At 47.2% G+C, this 15,729-nt stretch carries 15 protein-coding genes; 7 read left to right on the forward strand and 8 right to left on the reverse strand.

Annotated elements, in window-relative coordinates:
• Positions 1–4 precede the first annotated feature (4 nt).
• Positions 5–973 (forward strand): threonine ammonia-lyase, encoded by a 969-nt coding sequence (locus tag ACMVP2_RS10455; RefSeq protein ID WP_339791056.1) that lies wholly within the window; start codon positions 5–7, stop codon positions 971–973.
• Positions 974–981: 8 nt separating this feature from the next.
• Here the strand turns inward: ACMVP2_RS10455 and ACMVP2_RS10460 are convergent, their stop codons facing one another.
• The 6 genes from ACMVP2_RS10460 to ACMVP2_RS10485 all read right to left on the reverse strand — a co-directional run bounded on the left by ACMVP2_RS10460 (position 982) and on the right by ACMVP2_RS10485 (position 8,979).
• Positions 982–4,083 (reverse strand): efflux RND transporter permease subunit, encoded by a 3,102-nt coding sequence (locus ACMVP2_RS10460; protein WP_416867662.1) that lies wholly within the window; start codon positions 4,081–4,083, stop codon positions 982–984.
• Positions 4,084–4,088: 5 nt separating this feature from the next.
• On the reverse strand, positions 4,089–5,177 hold the full coding sequence (locus ACMVP2_RS10465; protein WP_416867663.1) for an efflux RND transporter periplasmic adaptor subunit: 1,089 nt from the start codon (positions 5,175–5,177) through the stop codon (positions 4,089–4,091).
• Between the two features lie 11 nt (positions 5,178–5,188).
• A complete protein-coding gene (locus ACMVP2_RS10470; RefSeq protein WP_416867664.1) occupies positions 5,189–6,442 on the reverse strand; it encodes a TolC family protein in 1,254 nt (417 codons plus the stop codon).
• Positions 6,443–6,526: 84 nt separating this feature from the next.
• Positions 6,527–7,891, reverse strand: a complete 1,365-nt coding sequence (locus ACMVP2_RS10475) for an ATP-binding protein (protein WP_416867665.1) — start codon at positions 7,889–7,891, stop codon at positions 6,527–6,529.
• Position 7,892: 1 nt separating this feature from the next.
• Positions 7,893–8,579 carry a response regulator transcription factor gene (locus tag ACMVP2_RS10480; RefSeq protein ID WP_350072416.1) on the reverse strand — a complete coding sequence of 229 codons (687 nt, stop codon included), beginning with the start codon at positions 8,577–8,579 and terminating at the stop codon, positions 7,893–7,895.
• A gap of 76 nt (positions 8,580–8,655) precedes the next feature.
• Entirely contained in the window at positions 8,656–8,979 is a 324-nt protein-coding gene (locus ACMVP2_RS10485) for a Rieske (2Fe-2S) protein (protein WP_317488864.1), read from the reverse strand.
• 52 nt (positions 8,980–9,031) lie between these two features.
• Between ACMVP2_RS10485 and ACMVP2_RS10490 the strand changes: the two genes are divergently transcribed.
• Entirely contained in the window at positions 9,032–10,177 is a 1,146-nt protein-coding gene (locus ACMVP2_RS10490; protein ID WP_416867666.1) for an aminotransferase class V-fold PLP-dependent enzyme, read from the forward strand.
• Positions 10,178–10,284: 107 nt separating this feature from the next.
• A complete protein-coding gene (locus tag ACMVP2_RS10495; RefSeq protein ID WP_416867667.1) occupies positions 10,285–13,050 on the forward strand; it encodes a DUF5050 domain-containing protein in 2,766 nt (921 codons plus the stop codon).
• Here the strand turns inward: ACMVP2_RS10495 and ACMVP2_RS10500 are convergent, their stop codons facing one another.
• Positions 13,051–13,332: a DUF427 domain-containing protein gene (locus ACMVP2_RS10500; protein ID WP_416867668.1), complete on the reverse strand. Its 282-nt coding sequence runs from the start codon at positions 13,330–13,332 to the stop codon at positions 13,051–13,053.
• A 159-nt stretch (positions 13,333–13,491) separates the two neighbouring features.
• On the opposite strand from ACMVP2_RS10500, the gene ACMVP2_RS10505 reads away from it, so the two are divergent.
• From ACMVP2_RS10505 to ACMVP2_RS10520, 4 genes are all read left to right on the forward strand, one after another.
• The gene (locus ACMVP2_RS10505; protein ID WP_416867669.1) at positions 13,492–13,836 is read left to right on the forward strand and encodes a hypothetical protein; all 345 of its coding nucleotides are present in this window, start codon (positions 13,492–13,494) and stop codon (positions 13,834–13,836) included.
• Between the two features lie 79 nt (positions 13,837–13,915).
• Positions 13,916–14,443 (forward strand): ferritin, encoded by a 528-nt coding sequence (locus ACMVP2_RS10510; protein ID WP_152001489.1) that lies wholly within the window; start codon positions 13,916–13,918, stop codon positions 14,441–14,443.
• Positions 14,444–14,608: 165 nt separating this feature from the next.
• Positions 14,609–15,226 (forward strand): hypothetical protein, encoded by a 618-nt coding sequence (locus ACMVP2_RS10515; protein ID WP_416867670.1) that lies wholly within the window; start codon positions 14,609–14,611, stop codon positions 15,224–15,226.
• Positions 15,227–15,232: 6 nt separating this feature from the next.
• Positions 15,233–15,556, forward strand: a complete 324-nt coding sequence (locus ACMVP2_RS10520; protein WP_416867671.1) for a LiaF transmembrane domain-containing protein — start codon at positions 15,233–15,235, stop codon at positions 15,554–15,556.
• On the opposite strand, the gene ACMVP2_RS10525 is transcribed toward ACMVP2_RS10520, so the two are convergent.
• Positions 15,553–15,681, reverse strand: coding sequence for a hypothetical protein (locus tag ACMVP2_RS10525; protein WP_416867672.1), 129 nt, complete (start codon positions 15,679–15,681; stop codon positions 15,553–15,555). The genes ACMVP2_RS10520 and ACMVP2_RS10525 overlap by 4 nt on opposite strands.
• Positions 15,682–15,729: the final 48 nt, after the last annotated feature.

Here is a 15,729-nt window from a genome sequence, read left to right on the forward strand (position 1 = left end):
AAAAATGGAATTGACCATTCCCTCTATGAGCGATATCAAACGGGCCCATACCCGAATCGCTCGTCACATTCTGCAAACTCCTGTACTCACCTCGCATAGCATTGATGAAATGGTTGGGGCCAGGGTTTTTTTTAAATGCGAAAACTTCCAGAAGGTCGGGGCTTTCAAAATGAGGGGAGCCGTAAATGCCATCTTCTCCATCGTGCCTGAAAACCGGACAAAGGGGTTCGCCACACACTCGTCGGGCAATCACGCACAGGCCGTTGCCCTCGCATCTAAAATGGCTGGTGTAAAGGCCTACATTGTGATGCCAAGCAATTCGGCGGAAGTAAAGAAAAACGCTGCTATCGGCTACGGTGCCGAAGTCATTTTTTGCGAGCCCACTCTGAAGTCAAGAGAGGACACACTAAAGAAAGTAACAGCCGAAACGGGAGCGACATTCATCCCTCCCTACGACGACCCGGCTATCATCGCCGGCCAGGCTACCGCTGCCAAAGAGCTGATGGAAGAGGTAGTGGATTTGAATGTCGTAATGGCCCCTGTAGGTGGTGGCGGCTTGCTAAGCGGCACTGCCCTCGCTTGCCATTACCTCTCGCCTAAAACTGCGGTTATTGGGGCCGAACCTGAGTTAGCAGACGATGCCTATCAGTCGGTGAAGAAAGGCAAGCTGATGCCTGCTAGGCCGCCCGTGACAATTGCCGATGGCCTGCGAACAAGCCTGAGCCCGCTGACCTTTGAGATCATCAGAAATCACGTCAAAGAAATCGTCACCGTAACTGAAACTGAAATTGTAGACGCCATGCGCATCATCTGGGAGCGTATGAAAATCATCATCGAACCTTCATGCGCCGTACCCTTTGCCGCTTTGTTGAAAAGAAAAGAGGAATTCAAGGGGCAAAAAATAGGCATTATACTCACCGGTGGCAATGTTGACCTGGAAGACCTGCCGTTCGGTAAGTCGTTCGCCAAATAATTTCGTCACTACCTGATCTGTTCGTGTTTGGTTTTGTTGAATACCCAGAAAATAATTGGGAATACGAGCAGTGTTAGAACGGTCGCTGTAATCAGGCCGCCAATAATCACCACAGCCAGTGGTTTTTGCGATTCGGAGCCGATTCCAGTTGACGTTGCAGCCGGGATCAAGCCTATTGACGCCATCAGAGCGGTCATCACCACTGGCCTCGTTCTGACTTTTACACCCTCAATGATCGACTCATTGAGTGACAGTTTTGTCTTAATGTTTTTGTGAAATTCGGAGATAAGAATTACCCCATTTTGGATACAAATGCCAAATAGGGCAATAAAGCCGACACCGGCAGAAATTCCGAAATTGATGCCCGTCATGTGAAGGGCCAAAATACCTCCGATAAGCGCAAAAGGCACATTGGCTAGCACAAGGAGGGAATCCTTTACATTGCCAAACATGATAAACAAAAGCACAAAAATACCGATGATGCTAATGGGCACTACCTCTCCCAGCCTTTTCGTCGCTCTCACCTGGTTTTCGAACTCGCCAGTCCACCCTACGCTATATCCAACCGGCAAATTGATATTGTCTGATACCTTTTTCTGCGCCTCCTCAATCGTACTCCCCAGGTCTCTTTCACGCACCGAAAACTTCACGCCAATAAAGCGTTTGGTATTGTCCCGGTAAATAAAGGCTGGGCCTGAAATGGTTTCTATGGAGCAAATTTCCTTCAGTGCGATTTTGGCCCCGTGAATGGTGGGCACCTTCAGGTTAGCAATGTCTCTCTCGTCTTTCCTGTAATCCTTATCATACCTGATGCGCACATCAAATTTCTTTTCTCCCTCGTATTTCTGAGTCACTGTTTTGCCACCAAAAGCCATTTCCAGTACCGCTTGTGCATCGGCGATGGTCACTCCATAGGCTGCCATCCTCTCCCTGTCAAGAACTACACTGATTTCCGGTTGCCCAAGGTTCCTCAATATGCCCACGTCCTTAATGCCAGGCACGTCCTTTATTTGTTCAATAACCCGGCCAGCTATTTCATCAAGGTCGTCGAGGTCATCGCCGTAAATTTTTATCGCATTGGATGCGTTGATGCCCGCCACCGACTCGGCAACGTTGTCAATAATTGGCTGAGAGTAGTTGTAAACGATGCCCTGATAGTTCCTGAGCTTTTCATCCATTTCCTCTACCAATTCGTCCAATGAGATCTTTCGCTTCCACTCCTCCTTTGGCTTCAGGTTCACTTGCATCTGCACATAGTAAAACCCACTTGGGTCAGTACCGTCGTTGCTTCTTCCCGTTTGGGAAAGGACACCATTTACCTCCTCAAAACTCTGAAGCTCTTTTCTAAGTGTGGCTACAGTCTTCACAGTTTCGTTCAGGCTGGAGCTCATCGGCAGCTTGGCCTCCACCCAAAGCGCCCCCTCATTCAACTGCGGTAAAAACTCGGTACCCAAAAACTTTGATGAAAAGAGCGTAACCGCCAGCAAAATAAGTGCAGTAATCAATGATATTTTCTTGTTCCTGAATGTCCACAAAAACCCCTTCTCAACCATTCGATTCCAGATGTTTACAAACGGATTGTAGGTCTCCTTTACATTCTTGTTAAGCAGCAGGTGTGAGAGAACAGGCACCAATGTAAGCGTGAAGATCAAAGCGCCAATCAGGGCAAAACCCAGTGTGTAGGCGAGGGGGGAAAACATCTTACCTTCCACCTTCTGAAAGGCAAAAATTGGCAGCAGGGCGGTAATGATAATCAGCTTGGAAAAAAATATGGCCTTGCCAAGTTCTGCTCCGGTTTTCTTAATCATTCCAGCCTTCGCCAGCTTGTTAAAGTTGGCCATTCCTTTGTGCCGGGCCATGTGGTCGAGCGATACGAAGAGTCCTTCCACCATCACCACAGCGCCGTCAATAATAATCCCAAAGTCGACAGCTCCTAGCGAAAGCAGGTTAGCACTCATGCCCTTCATCCGAAGACAGAGGAAAGCGAAGAGCAGCGAAAGAGGAATGATGATCGAAACGATCAGCGTGGTGCGCCAATCGGCCATGAAAAGGAATACAATAACAGTTACAAAGACAATCCCTTCAAAAAGATTGTGCATAACGGTATTGGTGGTGTAGGTCATCAGGTTGTCCCTGTCGTAGAAGGTTTCCATTCTCACATCTGACGGCAGCACCCGGGTATTGAGTTCTTCAATTTTCGCTTTCACCCTCTCCAATACCTCCTTAGGATTCTCACCCTTCCTCATCACAACAATGCCTTCAACTACATCGTCGTTGTCATTCAAACCTACCTGGCCCACCCGTGGCATTGAGCTTTCTATTACCTCAGCCAGGTTCTTCACAAGCACCGGGTTACCGTTTGCGTCATCAATGATAATGTTCTCAATGTCCTCCGGGCTTTGCAGCAACCCAATACCCCTGACAACATAGGCCTGACCATTCTTTTCTATCACATCGCCGCCAACGTTGAGGTTACTCTTTGCCACGGCTTCATACACCTCAAGGGGTGTGACGTCGAATTGTGCCAACCTGTTGGGGTCAATACTTATCTCATAAACTTTCTCCTGACCACCAAATGCAACAAGGTCGGCAACGCCCGGGATAGAGCGCAGTTGTCTGTCGATCACCCAGTTTTGAATAGTAAGCAACTCCCTGGTGTCTCTGTTTTTACTTTTCAACGTATACCGGAAAACCTCGCCAGTCGGGCCGTAGGGTGGTTGCACATCAGGCTCCACGCTTTCGGGCAGCGACACGTTTCTGAGCTGATTATTGACCTGTTGGCGGGCAAAAAAATCTTCCACATCATCATCAAATATGATTTTTATGACGGAAAGACCAAACATGGTAATGCTGCGAACGCTGGTCTTCTTCTGAACAGAGTTCATGGCTATTTCTATCGGCGTAGTAACGAATCGCTCAATTTCTTCTGCACTTCGTCCGTTCCACTCGGTTACGATGATGATTTGGGTATTGGTAACGTCTGGAAATGCCTCGATGGGCATATTTTTGAAACTGATAAAGCCAGCAATCACGAGTATACCGACCCAAAAGAAGGTGAAGGCCCGGTTCTTGAGCGAAAAGGCGATAATGCTTCTAATGAACTTATTCATGAACTTTAGTCGGTTAGGGCGTCGTAAATGAGTAACTGATTGTGGGTAACTACCCTGTCTCCTTCTTTCAATCCGGCGGCGATATAGGTGATGTCACCCAGCTGCCTGAAAGTCTCGACTTGCCTCACTTCCAGGTCAAAACGATCGTTGAAAACGACCACAAAGTTTTTGCTCTTGTCAAAGATTACGGCGTTGGAAGGAACAGCCAGCATTTGCACGTCTTCAGCATAGCTGATACGAATCGAGGCTCTCATTTCCGGTTTCAGCATATAATCATTATTGGCCAGTTTGATCCGAACTTTCATTGCTTTTGTGGCAGGGTCAATGATGTTGAATATCTTGTCCACCTTGCCATGAAATACTTTGTCCTTGTAGCTGAGCGTCGTTACAAAAGCGTCTACCCCAAGCTTCACCTCATTGATGTCGCTTTCGTTCACGTTGGCAATGGCCCACACATCATCTATCTGGGCAATGTCAAAAATGTTGTCCGTCCGGTCGCTTCGCAGCTGCATGTCCTGATTGATGTTTTTCTCAATCACAAAACCACTAATAGGCGACACTACCTCATAGATTGAACCCGACTTCATATTGTAAATCCGGTAGGTCTCCTCAATTCGGTTGAGCTGCGATTGCGCCTTTTCTTGCTGGCTTTTGGCTTCAATCACGTCTCTTTCGGCCACAAGCTTTCCCTCATAGAGCTCCTGCGCTACTTTCACATTATTCAGCGCCACCAATACATCGTTCTTTGCATCCTGTAGTTCTTTCTCGAAGCCAGCCACCTCGGTACTTCTGATAGTGGCGAGCAATTGACCCTTGTTCACATAGTCACCAAGCTCCACATACACTTTTACCACGTTACCTCCCACCACCGGAAATACTTCAATCAACTTATTGTTGTCGGTGGTAATCTTACCATAGAACCTCAGCTCATTCCGAAGCGGCTCCAGAGCGGCTTTGGCCGTAGTTGTGGACTTAAGCATGGCATCGCTGAGCACAAATGTTTGTTCTTTTTCACTTGTGTCCGCATCCTGTTGACGGCATCCCAAAAGGGTCGCCAATACTGTCAGGAGAACAATTGGTAATAGCTTTCTCATTGTTTATTTATTCAGAAAACTGGCGTAGAAGTCGTGTAATTAATTCGCTCGCAGGCACCTGCGTAGTCTTTTCTAATGTTGTTGGACTGGATAATACTTTGCTGATAGCTTTCCATAAAATCGGTAAACTCTATCAGCGAAATATTCCTTTTCTGGAAGTTAGCCAGCACCCCGGCATACACTCTGTCGAAATTGTTGAAGTCGGAGTTGGGGGAGCTGATGTACTGATAATTGGCTGAGGCTTCTTCGTACTTTTGCAAAGCTGTAATGATCTCGTTTTGCAATTTTGACGACTGCAACTCATATAGCTTTTGCGATTGCGCTAACTCTGCCTCGGCTAGTTTGATATGCCCCTGATTTCGGTTCCAAAGTGGCAGAGGAAGGCCCAGCGTAAGATTTACCTGATTTTGGAAGGCGCCTCCCCGTTGATCGTAAGACGCTCCGAGAGTAAGGTCAGGAACAGCCAAGGACTTCTGCCACTTCACGTTCCATTGATTCGACTCTACGTGCTGGGATGCGTACAAGAAGTCTGGTCTGTTAGCCGAGGCAGCCTCCGCCAGCACGTTCACCTCTAGAACCGGGCGCTGCTCATATATCTGTAGCTCGGCAGTTGTGGGATTGGGAATAACATCTGTCCCGGAATCCAAAAGCAACCTGAGTATCGATTGCTGTTCTATGATATCGTAAGCCAGCATGGTGCGGTCATTCTTAAGTCCGAGATAAAGCGACCGGAGCCGCACCATGTCTTTGAGGGCAATGTTTCCTTTGTTCACCTGCACTTCGTACGCCGCCAGAAGCGAGTCGACATTGCTTATTTGGTTGTCGAGTGCCGCCACCGACACCATGTCGTAATAAATGGAGAAGTAGCTAAATCGCAATTGGTACTTCAAGTTCCGAAGAAGATCATTGAACTGAAGCTCAGCCAGCTTCACATTGGACCTCGCCAGGTTCACCTCATTCTTTTTCTGCCCCCCGAGGTGAATAAGTTGCTCAATAGCAAAACCCTTCTGTCCGGCCTTGCCAACATCCAACACCTTATTGTCCTGCGGGTTCAAAGCATTCAACTCTGCGGAAAAGTAAGGGTTGTCCCAAAGCTTTGCCTGGATCGCCCGTGCTCCCGCTGCCTCCACATTGTATTGTTCAGCGAGCAGAAGGAGGTTGTCGTTCAAAAACTTCGACTCAGCCTCGGCAAGTGTATAGCCTCCCTGCCCCAATGCCCTAAAAACTGTGACCAAAAACAAAAAGCCTGTGATATAATAACGCATCCTTTGCTTACCGTCTTAAATAAACTGGTAGCAAATAGACGGAGGCGAGCTTATAGGAAGCTTAAAGACTGCCTTAAATAAACCTTAAATTTTAAAAGTGGCCACCACTTCGTTTTTACGAGCCTCGGGAATCCTATAGGTGATGGATGCCCCGTGGTATTGAAAAATTCGTTGCACGATGCCCAGGCCAAGCCCGCTTCCCGGCTTATTGGCGGTATTGGATCCTCGCTTGAACGCCTGAAAAAGCCGGGTAAGCTCACTCTCAGAGGGTGTTTCCCCACTGTTAACAAGCACTAGTTCGATTGTATCGGTATTGGTGCGCAATGTGCAAAGCACCTGCTGATTGTCAGAGTACAGGTAGGCATTTTTCAAAAGGTTGGTAATGGCGATGCCCAACAGAATTTCGTCCCCCTCTATTTCCAGACTTATCTCCTGGCTGGTATTGTTCTCTATTTCAAAGTGAAGTTTGAAGTCGGGGTAAATCCTGGAAAGTTTTTGTGAACAAGCGAACACCGACTCGTCAAGCCTCACCTTCTGAAAGGAGCCCAGCCCTTTCTTTTCGTCTATTCTTGATAAAATGAGGAGAGAAGTGACAACGTCGGATAGCTGGTAAGTGTCTCCAGAAATGCTTCGCAAGGTCTGCCTTGCTTCCGGCGAAAGGCTCTTCTCATGCGCCACGTTTTCAAGCTGTGTAACTATCCGGGTAATTGGGGTTCGAAGCTCATGTGACGCATTGGAAGCAAATTCTCTCTGCCTTTTATAAGAGCCCTCTATCCGGTCAAGCATCTGATTGAACGAACCCGAAAGCATGTCGATTTCATCTTTTTTGCCGGAGGCCGGAAGCCTGATATTAAGGTTATTGTCGGTAATCTGCTGAATCTTCTCCCGCACGATGTCCAGGGGGAGCAGGCTTTTCTTACTGAGGTAAAATGACAAGATCCAAACGGTGGTTGCACCCACAAAAAAGGCCCCCAACAAAAGATACTTCAGGTAGTCGAGCTTTCTGTTTCCGTATTTGTCTTCGGCAGTAACCAGTGCAAAGTAATCCTTCTCGTTGGAGTCGTAGTACATGCCATAAACATCATACTCGTTACTCCTTTTAAAAAAAGTCTTATTGTCCCTCAGGTACTTTAAGTCGTCCAGGTCCCAGCTAATGACAGCATCATCGATACTGCTATAAATCAGGTCTAAACTGTCGTTGAAGATCAAGATTTTCTCATTATACAGCTTGTGGATGGTGTTCCTGTCGATGATTTTGAGGAGCTGATAATCTACTTCTTTTACTTCTACAAGAAGCTTGATGGAGGTGATGGCCTTTTCCTGAAGGCGCTCCTCAAAATCCTCTTTTCTGAATTGAGAAAACAGCGAAAATATCATCAGAAGCACAATCCCCAGAAGTGCCGAAAACAGCAAGCTAAAAATGATTGAAAATCGCTGCTTCAGGTTCATTTTACTCTTCCTCCTTCAGATAATACCCAAAGCCCGGTCTGGTATGGATAAGTTTCGAGTCAAAGCCCTTGTCAACCTTGTTCCTCAAAAAGTTGATATACACCTCAATAGTATTGGTGCCTGTTTCAAAGTTGATGTCCCAAACCTGCTCAGCAATGGCTTGCTTTGAAACAACTCGACCCCGGGCATTGGCCAGCAACTCCAGAAGTCGATACTCTTTAGGTGTTAGCACTATTTCCTTTTTTGCCCTCCACACCTTCATCTCATCAACTGAAATTTCCAAATCGGCGACCTTCAGCAAACTGTCGGGCGTTTTTTGCGGTGACACACTTCTGCGCAGCAATGCCTTGATGCGGGCCAACAGCTCCTCAATCTGAAATGGCTTTACCAAGTAATCGTCCGCCCCATATTCAAGCGCTTCCACTTTGTCCTCCACAGCACTGTAGGCGGTTAACATCAGGATGGGGGTAGCACTGTCTGTCTGTCTTATTTTTTTGCAAACCTCTATCCCACTCATGGAGGGCACATTAATATCGAGCACGTACAACTGGTAGCTACTGGCTTGCAGTTGCTTAAAAAAAACCACACCGTCGTATACCACGTCGCAAGTCATACCATGACTGGCAAAAAGCCGTTTGAGCTCATTGGCCATCGTAAAATCATCTTCCAGCAGCAGTACGTTGGTCATGGTTTAAAAAGTGAGTGGCAACCGTTCACAATTATACGAGTAATAGAGATTCATAAGGGCGCTTTTTCAGAAAGGATCACGCCACCCCCACATACAGCCCATCCTCCCTCCACTCCAACGGGCAACAGTCCAGGTCGCTGCCTCTTTGCTCCGCCTCCTCGCCAGTTTCCATGTTGAAACGATAGCTGTGTAATGCACAAACTATTTCACCAAAGGGATTGACCCTTCCCTGGTGCAGCGGAAACCTCATATGTGGACAAGCGTCGTGAAAAGCAAAAACTCCTTTCGGCGTCATCACAAGGCAAAGCGTTTTCCCGCCAGCAGTCAGTTTTACCGGCTTGTTCATCGTCAGACTGTTTTGCATGGCCTGTTCGCTGGAAAATACCTTATACCATTGCATGTATTGTGACTATTACGATTATTTTTACCCGATAGCTAAAATTAGAACAACGATGCTCGATTGCCAAAGAGATAAATTTTTTCTGCCTGAAGGTGTGCCCTACCTCAACTGCGCCTACATGTCGCCTATGATGATCAAGGTTGAAGAAAAAGGCATTGAGGGTATGCAAAAAAAGCGGTTTCCTTATCAGGTCTCCCCACAAGATTTTTTTTCGGATACAGACGAATTGAGGAACCTGTTTGCAGAGATAATTGATGCGCCCGAAGCCAATCGAATAGTTGTCATCCCTTCTGTGTCTTATGGCATGGCCACCGTTACCAGGAACCTGAAACTGAGCAAAGGCGATGAAGTCATTGTTGCGGGAGAGCAGTTTCCAAGCAATGTTTATCCGTGGATGAACGCTTGCCGGAACCAGGGTGCCGAGCTCAAAATAATTGCTCCGCCCGAGCTGGCAGAAGGGCGTGGGAAGAAATGGAATGAGGGCATACTGGAAGCGATCAGCAGTAAGACCAAACTTGTGGCGATCAGCCATTGTCATTGGGCCGATGGTACCATCTTTGAGTTGAGGAAAATTAGGCAGCGCACCAGGGAGGTTGGTGCTTTGCTGGTCATTGATGGCACGCAGTCCGTGGGAGCTTTCCCTTTCAGTGTCAAGGAAATTGAGCCCGATGCTCTGGTTTGCGCCGGGTACAAATGGCTGATGGGTCCTTACTCCATCGGGGTTGCCTACTACGGCCCACACTTTGACAATGGCTCACCGGTGGAAGAAAACTGGATCAACCGATTTGAAAGTGAGAATTTTGCTAACCTCATCAACTATCAGGAGAATTATCAACCCGGTGCACTCCGCTATGAGGTAGGCGAGCACAGCAATTTTATTCTTGTGCCCATGCTAAAGGCTGCTCTCAAACAAATCATCAAATGGCAGGTGCCTGAAATAAGCGGGTATTGCACTCAACTCACCCGGGAGGCTATTACCATTTTGCGCAACAAAGGCTATCTGATCGAAGATGACGCCTATCGCTCTCCTCACCTCTTTGGGGTTAGGTTCAAAGAAAAGACCTCTTTTGAGAAAACCCAGGCCCTCCTTCAACAGCACAAAGTCAGTGTTTCCGTCAGAGGCACCTCTATCCGCATTTCACCCAATGTTTACAACAATTTCGACGACATTTCTGTCTTACTTAAATGCTTCGAATGATTAAGGTTAACCGAATGGTAGGTTGTTTTCAGCCTATGCTAAAGCCAACCGCTCTAACCTTACTTCTGCTGTGTTTTTTTCATTCCATTTTTGCACAGGTTCCGGTGATGGAAAACAACCCCGCCACACTAAAATGGAATGAAATAATAACCGATAACTTCAATGTGCTCTTTCCCGAAGGCTTTGAAAAAGAAGGTCAGCGAATGGCCAACACCCTGGAGCACCTGCATGGCCCTGTCTCCAAGTCGCTGGGCAAGAATCCAAGACCTATCCCCATTCTGTTGCAAAACCAGGGAGTTATCTCCAACGGATTTGTAACACTGGGGCCCAGACGATCTGAATTTTATACCTCTCCTCCTCAAGACTATAAGTTTCTCGGCAACAACGATTGGCTCAACACGCTGGCCACCCACGAATTCCGGCATGTGGTGCAATTCGACAAGTCTATCACGGGAATCTCAAAGCTGGGCTATTGGTTTTTTGGAGAGGACGTACTGGCGGGACTGGCATTTATCTCCACACCCCTTTGGCTTTGGGAGGGCGACGCCGTGGGAATCGAAACAGCCATGTCCGGTTCGGGCAGGGGCCGCATTCCCTATTTCCAGGCACTTCACCGTGCCAACGTGCTTGACAGAGGTGGATTTAAGTATCAGAAGCAGTATTTGCGATCCTACAAAGACCAGATACCCAACCACTACCTCACCGGTTACCTGATGACTACCTTCCTTCGCAAGACTTACGGTGATGACATTCTGGACAGGGTAACCGAACGGTCCTTTAGTTGGCCAATTCTCCCCTTCACATTCTCCAGGGCATTGAAAAAAGAAACCGGACTCAACCTCACCAGAAACTACAACCTCATGAGTGAGGAAATGGAAGGGCTATATGAAAACCAGGCGGCCGACCTGAAGCTGACAAGTTTTGAGTCCGTCAACCAAAAGAGGCGAAAGGCCTACACAGAATACGCCTATCCCCAGTTATCGGCTGATCAGAGTGTGCTGGCCATCCGGTATGGCATCGGCGACATTTCTCAGCTCGTAGAACAGGAAAGTAATGGGAGCTGGAGAGTGTTGCACACGCTTGGCGTTTGGGAAGACAATGGTTACCTGTCCTCAGGCGGCAGCAAGGTCGTTTGGAACGAGATTCTTTTTCACCCCCGCTGGGACAAAACCACCTATTCCTCAATCAAAGTTTTTGATTTGAAAACAGGAAAAGCAGCTACCCTGGGCAAGCGCAAGCGCTACAAAGGAGCGGGCATTTCGCCAGATGGCACAACCGTGGTTACCATAGAATCAAGCATTGACAATCAGTTCAACATTGTGCTGCTCGACGCAAAAAGCGGTAATGTCCTCGGCAGATTCGAAAACCCGGGCAATCACTTCTATTCCATGCCACAGTTTGCAAGCAATGGGCGGTCGATAGTGGCACTAAAGCACGCTGCTCCAAAGAAAAGCATCGTTAGTATTGATATTAAATCGGGGGAGGAAACCGAGTGGATCAACTCATCCACTGAAAACCTGGGGCATCCTGTGCTGACGGATGACTGGTTGCTTTATGCCTCCGATGCATCCGGGCTCGACAATTTATATGCACTTAATCTTTCTTCTAAAGAGCGTTTCCAGATTACTTCCTCGAGGCTGGGGGCCTACAACCCCAGCGTCACAAGCGATGGAAGTTGGGTTTACTACAACGAAATGACCAAAGATGGTTGGGACATTGTTCGGATTCCGTTCGAGCCTGCGAGCTGGACTAAACTCCAGGACATGGTGGTCAATCCGGTCAATTATTTTGAGCCTTTGGTGGCGCAGGAAAACCAAGCTGACATACTTAACACCGTGCCGGAGGTAACCTTTGACGTTAAAAAGTATCAGCAGTTCAAACACCTTTTCCGGCCTTATGGCTGGGGCTGGATAAACACTCTCAGCGACAGGCAAATCGAGTTGGGGCTTTATTCGCAAAACATTCTGAGCACCATGTATATGGATGCCGGGTACACCATTAACCTCACGGAAGGTACCGGGTACTGGTCGGCCAATCTCTCCTACCAGGGCTTGCCTGTCATTCTTGATGCAGGTGTGCTTTCTGGCACCAGGTCCGTTTTTGAAAATGTCAACAACGACAACAGACTGTACACCTGGACTGAAAAGGGACTCAACGGCGGCCTTCGCATTCCTTTTAAACTCACGCACTCAAAGTATCAGGAAGATGCTTCCGTGGCAGCTGTGTTTTCCTCCACTCTGGTTGAAGACTATGCCAATCCGGTGCTGGACATTGACCAACAGAGAAATGGCTCCCTTTATTCTGCGCAATACAGCCTAAGCTACTCCCGACTTCTCAAACAAAGCAAGCGTGATATCTATTCCAAGTGGGGGCAATCGGTTAGCCTCAGCTATTTTGACACGCCATTTAAAGGAAGCGATTACTTGTCGACGCTGTGGTCGGGAGAGGCGTACCTGTATCTGCCAGGCTTGCTAAAACACCACTCAGTGAGATTGAGGGGCGCCTACCAAAAAGAGGATATCAATAACTACAGGTTTCGCAGCCAGGTTCAGTACGTCAGAGGCTATGGCTACACATCGTTCAAGGATCTGACCACGTTTTCCGCTAACTATGCGCTACCGCTAGTTTATCCTGATCTCGCTCTGGGCCCATTGCTCTATGTTCAGCGAGTTCGGGCGAATGCATTCTATGATTATGGAATAGGAACCACACCCTCTTCCGACGTCACGTTCAGCTCGGTAGGCCTCGACCTCTTCCTGGATTACAATATCATGAGATACCTGCCTGTTTTTTCCACTGGTGTCAGGATGGTGTACATACCAGATCAAGACACCTATGTTTTCAATGTGTTGCTGGGCTCGATTGGCTTCTAGTTACTTCTCCACCTTCACACCTTTCCAAAAAGCCACATAACCCTCTATGTTTCTGGCTAAATCGCTCGTCTTTGGGTAATACCAGGCAGCGTCTTGGTTTTGCTCTCCTGCCACTTCCAAAGTGTAATAAGAAGCCGTCCCCTTCCACGGGCAGACTGTATGAGTGTTGCTCGCTTTAAAATACTCGCTCTTGATGGTGTTGGCAGGAAAGTAGTGATTGTTTTCAATAACAATGGTGTCATTGCTTTCTGCTATTACCTGGCCGTTCCAAATCGCTTTCATAGGTACTTACTTTTGATGTCCCTGCTTAACATGAAAATGAGGTATTGGTTCTGCAACCCGGTGTTTTTTGGCCCAACTATCTTCCAGCTGACAAAAATCAGTTCTTTTTATTTGGACTGATTTTAAATAGGCGTTATTTTGCGTTGATTTTAATAGTCTATGCTACCAGAAGACGCTCAGGAACTTTTCAAAAATGGGGTAGGTGCTTTGTACCAAAGCACTTCCAACAAGCGGTTCTACCTTGTTTTTCAGGGTGTGGTGCAGCCTTTCAATGCCATTCAGTTCAGTCGGCTCAAATCAAAAATGGAGGCAGTTAATCTTGAAAACCTCCTACTTAGTCACTCCCTTTGCGACACCGAGGTTGTGTATATCCCGTCAATAGATGTATTGCTCGTTATGAGGGTGCAGGAAATGATCGGTTTGAAAGACCTCTTCGCCGGGGCGGCCACCATGCTTGAGCTGACCTCGATTCTTTATAAGCGGGTTTACAACGTACTTATTTAGTTTAATTACAAATCAGCCAGCAGCTACACTTTTTGGCTTCGATTCCTGTTATCTTAGCCTATTGAAACCAGATTTTGTTATGAAGGATATTGTAAGAATGAAAACCTCACTTTCTGAAGAAATTGAGAAACTTTTGAACGAGCAAGTGCGCAGAGAAGCCATCAGCTCCTTCAACTATTTAGCCATCTCGTCCTGGTGCGAGCGCAACGGTTACGTGCATAGCGCCAGGTTCTTTGAGCTCCAGTCCGACGAGGAGCGTGCTCACATGAAAAAAATATTCAACTATATCTCGAGCGTGGGCGGAACCGCCATTGTGCCGGAAATCACCAACATTGTGCAGGAATTCGACTCTTTCAAGTCAGTTTTCGAAATTGCGCTTGAGCAGGAAATTGCCATTACTCATTCTATCAACAACATCGTTGATAAGTGCTACAAAGCTAAGGACTACACAACTGCTTCTTTTCTCGACTGGTTTATCAACGAACAGGTAGAAGAAGAGGCTACTGCAAGAAGGTGTCTTGAAATATTTGAGCTTGTCGGTGAAGAAGGCGTTGGCAAGATTCTTATCGACAGAGAAATCGGGAAGACCAGGGGCACCGCAGAATAGCCGCAAAAATACTTATGTTTGAAGGGCTCCCAAAAGGAGCCTTTTTTATTTCAGTACCCTTATTGCCCTGTTTATCGTATTAGTTCAACAGGTCAGGAGAGATGGATCCATTTTGATCTTTCAGGGGCCTACTTTTAGCTATTGGTTATTTTTTATCTTCAACTAATGAAACGGATTTTCTATCTGGTCTGCGTTTTTACTGTGGCTTGCCTGTGCCATCTACATGCCCAAAACAGGGCGAGAGACGAAGAGCCAAAAGTGTTGTTCGGAGGCGAAAAAATCAACATTTCCGGGTTTGGAGGAATCATCCTGGAATTCTCATCCATCGAGGGTAATGCTGCCATTATGAATGGCGGCGGTGGGGCAGTACTCTTCAACAGGTCGCTCTTTCTCGGTGGTTACGGACTCAGTCTGTCGAACAGCGTTCACAAGGACGCTATGGGGATCAGGCGGGAAACCAGTTTTACCCACGGTGGTTTTTACGCTGGCTATGTGTTCTTTCCCCACAAGCTGATTCACTTTGGTGTGAGCAACAGGCTGGGCTGGGGCGTTCTCCGGCTAACACCCGAAGATGCCTTTTTGTCGAGTGCCGCACCCATATCAGACAATGTGTTTGTGTGGGAGCCACAGCTAGACGCTGAAATGAACTTCTCTCATTGGTTCAAAGTCAATGCCGGTGTAGGTTATCGCACGGTGTCCGCTATTAACAATTCAATTTACGACAATAAAGATTTTAGCAGTCCATCATTCACCTTATCATTCCTATTCGGTTGGTTTAAATAAGACATCATGGAACAATCACAAAGACGTTTGGTCTTAGGTCTCTTTCTCATCGTCATCGGTGTGCTTTTTCTCCTGAGAAACCTCGATATCATCGATTTACCATGGTATTTCCATACCTGGCAAATGCTACTCATTGGACTTGGAGCCTTCAATTTCCTCACCGGAAATCGTTCATCTGGCTTTATACTTGCCGGCATAGGAGCCGTTTTTCTGCTTCCCGACATTATGAGTTTCAATTTCAGAGATATTTGGCCGATTGTTTTAATCATTATCGGTGCAAGTCTCTTCTTCCGTAATCGAAACAGAGCTGACGAGGAAGCATCGAGCTAATAGTCTGCCTGGCCGATGAAGTCACCCTTTTCGCTGGCAACACTCCTCATCCGGCCCCTGGTTGCAAAAGGCACGGTTACGTCAGGCATAATCGAGCCCCATTGACGCAAAAAAGGCAGCCTCATTCGAGACCGCCTTTTATCATTAGCTGGGTTGTAAAACAATAAACTATT

This window comes from Imperialibacter sp., assembly GCF_048007035.1.
In the GTDB taxonomy this organism is placed as follows: domain Bacteria; phylum Bacteroidota; class Bacteroidia; order Cytophagales; family Cyclobacteriaceae; genus Imperialibacter.

Coding starts and splice junctions, on each gene's coding strand:
- ACMVP2_RS10455 (WP_339791056.1), top strand. CDS start 5: ATGGAATTGACCATTCCCTCTATGAGCGATATCAAACGGGCCCATACC.
- ACMVP2_RS10460 (WP_416867662.1), bottom strand. CDS start 4,083: ATGAATAAGTTCATTAGAAGCATTATCGCCTTTTCGCTCAAGAACCGG.
- ACMVP2_RS10465 (WP_416867663.1), bottom strand. CDS start 5,177: ATGAGAAAGCTATTACCAATTGTTCTCCTGACAGTATTGGCGACCCTT.
- ACMVP2_RS10470 (WP_416867664.1), bottom strand. CDS start 6,442: ATGCGTTATTATATCACAGGCTTTTTGTTTTTGGTCACAGTTTTTAGG.
- ACMVP2_RS10475 (WP_416867665.1), bottom strand. CDS start 7,891: ATGAACCTGAAGCAGCGATTTTCAATCATTTTTAGCTTGCTGTTTTCG.
- ACMVP2_RS10480 (WP_350072416.1), bottom strand. CDS start 8,579: ATGACCAACGTACTGCTGCTGGAAGATGATTTTACGATGGCCAATGAG.
- ACMVP2_RS10485 (WP_317488864.1), bottom strand. CDS start 8,979: ATGCAATGGTATAAGGTATTTTCCAGCGAACAGGCCATGCAAAACAGT.
- ACMVP2_RS10490 (WP_416867666.1), top strand. CDS start 9,032: ATGCTCGATTGCCAAAGAGATAAATTTTTTCTGCCTGAAGGTGTGCCC.
- ACMVP2_RS10495 (WP_416867667.1), top strand. CDS start 10,285: ATGGAAAACAACCCCGCCACACTAAAATGGAATGAAATAATAACCGAT.
- ACMVP2_RS10500 (WP_416867668.1), bottom strand. CDS start 13,332: ATGAAAGCGATTTGGAACGGCCAGGTAATAGCAGAAAGCAATGACACC.
- ACMVP2_RS10505 (WP_416867669.1), top strand. CDS start 13,492: ATGCTACCAGAAGACGCTCAGGAACTTTTCAAAAATGGGGTAGGTGCT.
- ACMVP2_RS10510 (WP_152001489.1), top strand. CDS start 13,916: ATGAAGGATATTGTAAGAATGAAAACCTCACTTTCTGAAGAAATTGAG.
- ACMVP2_RS10515 (WP_416867670.1), top strand. CDS start 14,609: ATGAAACGGATTTTCTATCTGGTCTGCGTTTTTACTGTGGCTTGCCTG.
- ACMVP2_RS10520 (WP_416867671.1), top strand. CDS start 15,233: ATGGAACAATCACAAAGACGTTTGGTCTTAGGTCTCTTTCTCATCGTC.
- ACMVP2_RS10525 (WP_416867672.1), bottom strand. CDS start 15,681: ATGAGGCTGCCTTTTTTGCGTCAATGGGGCTCGATTATGCCTGACGTA.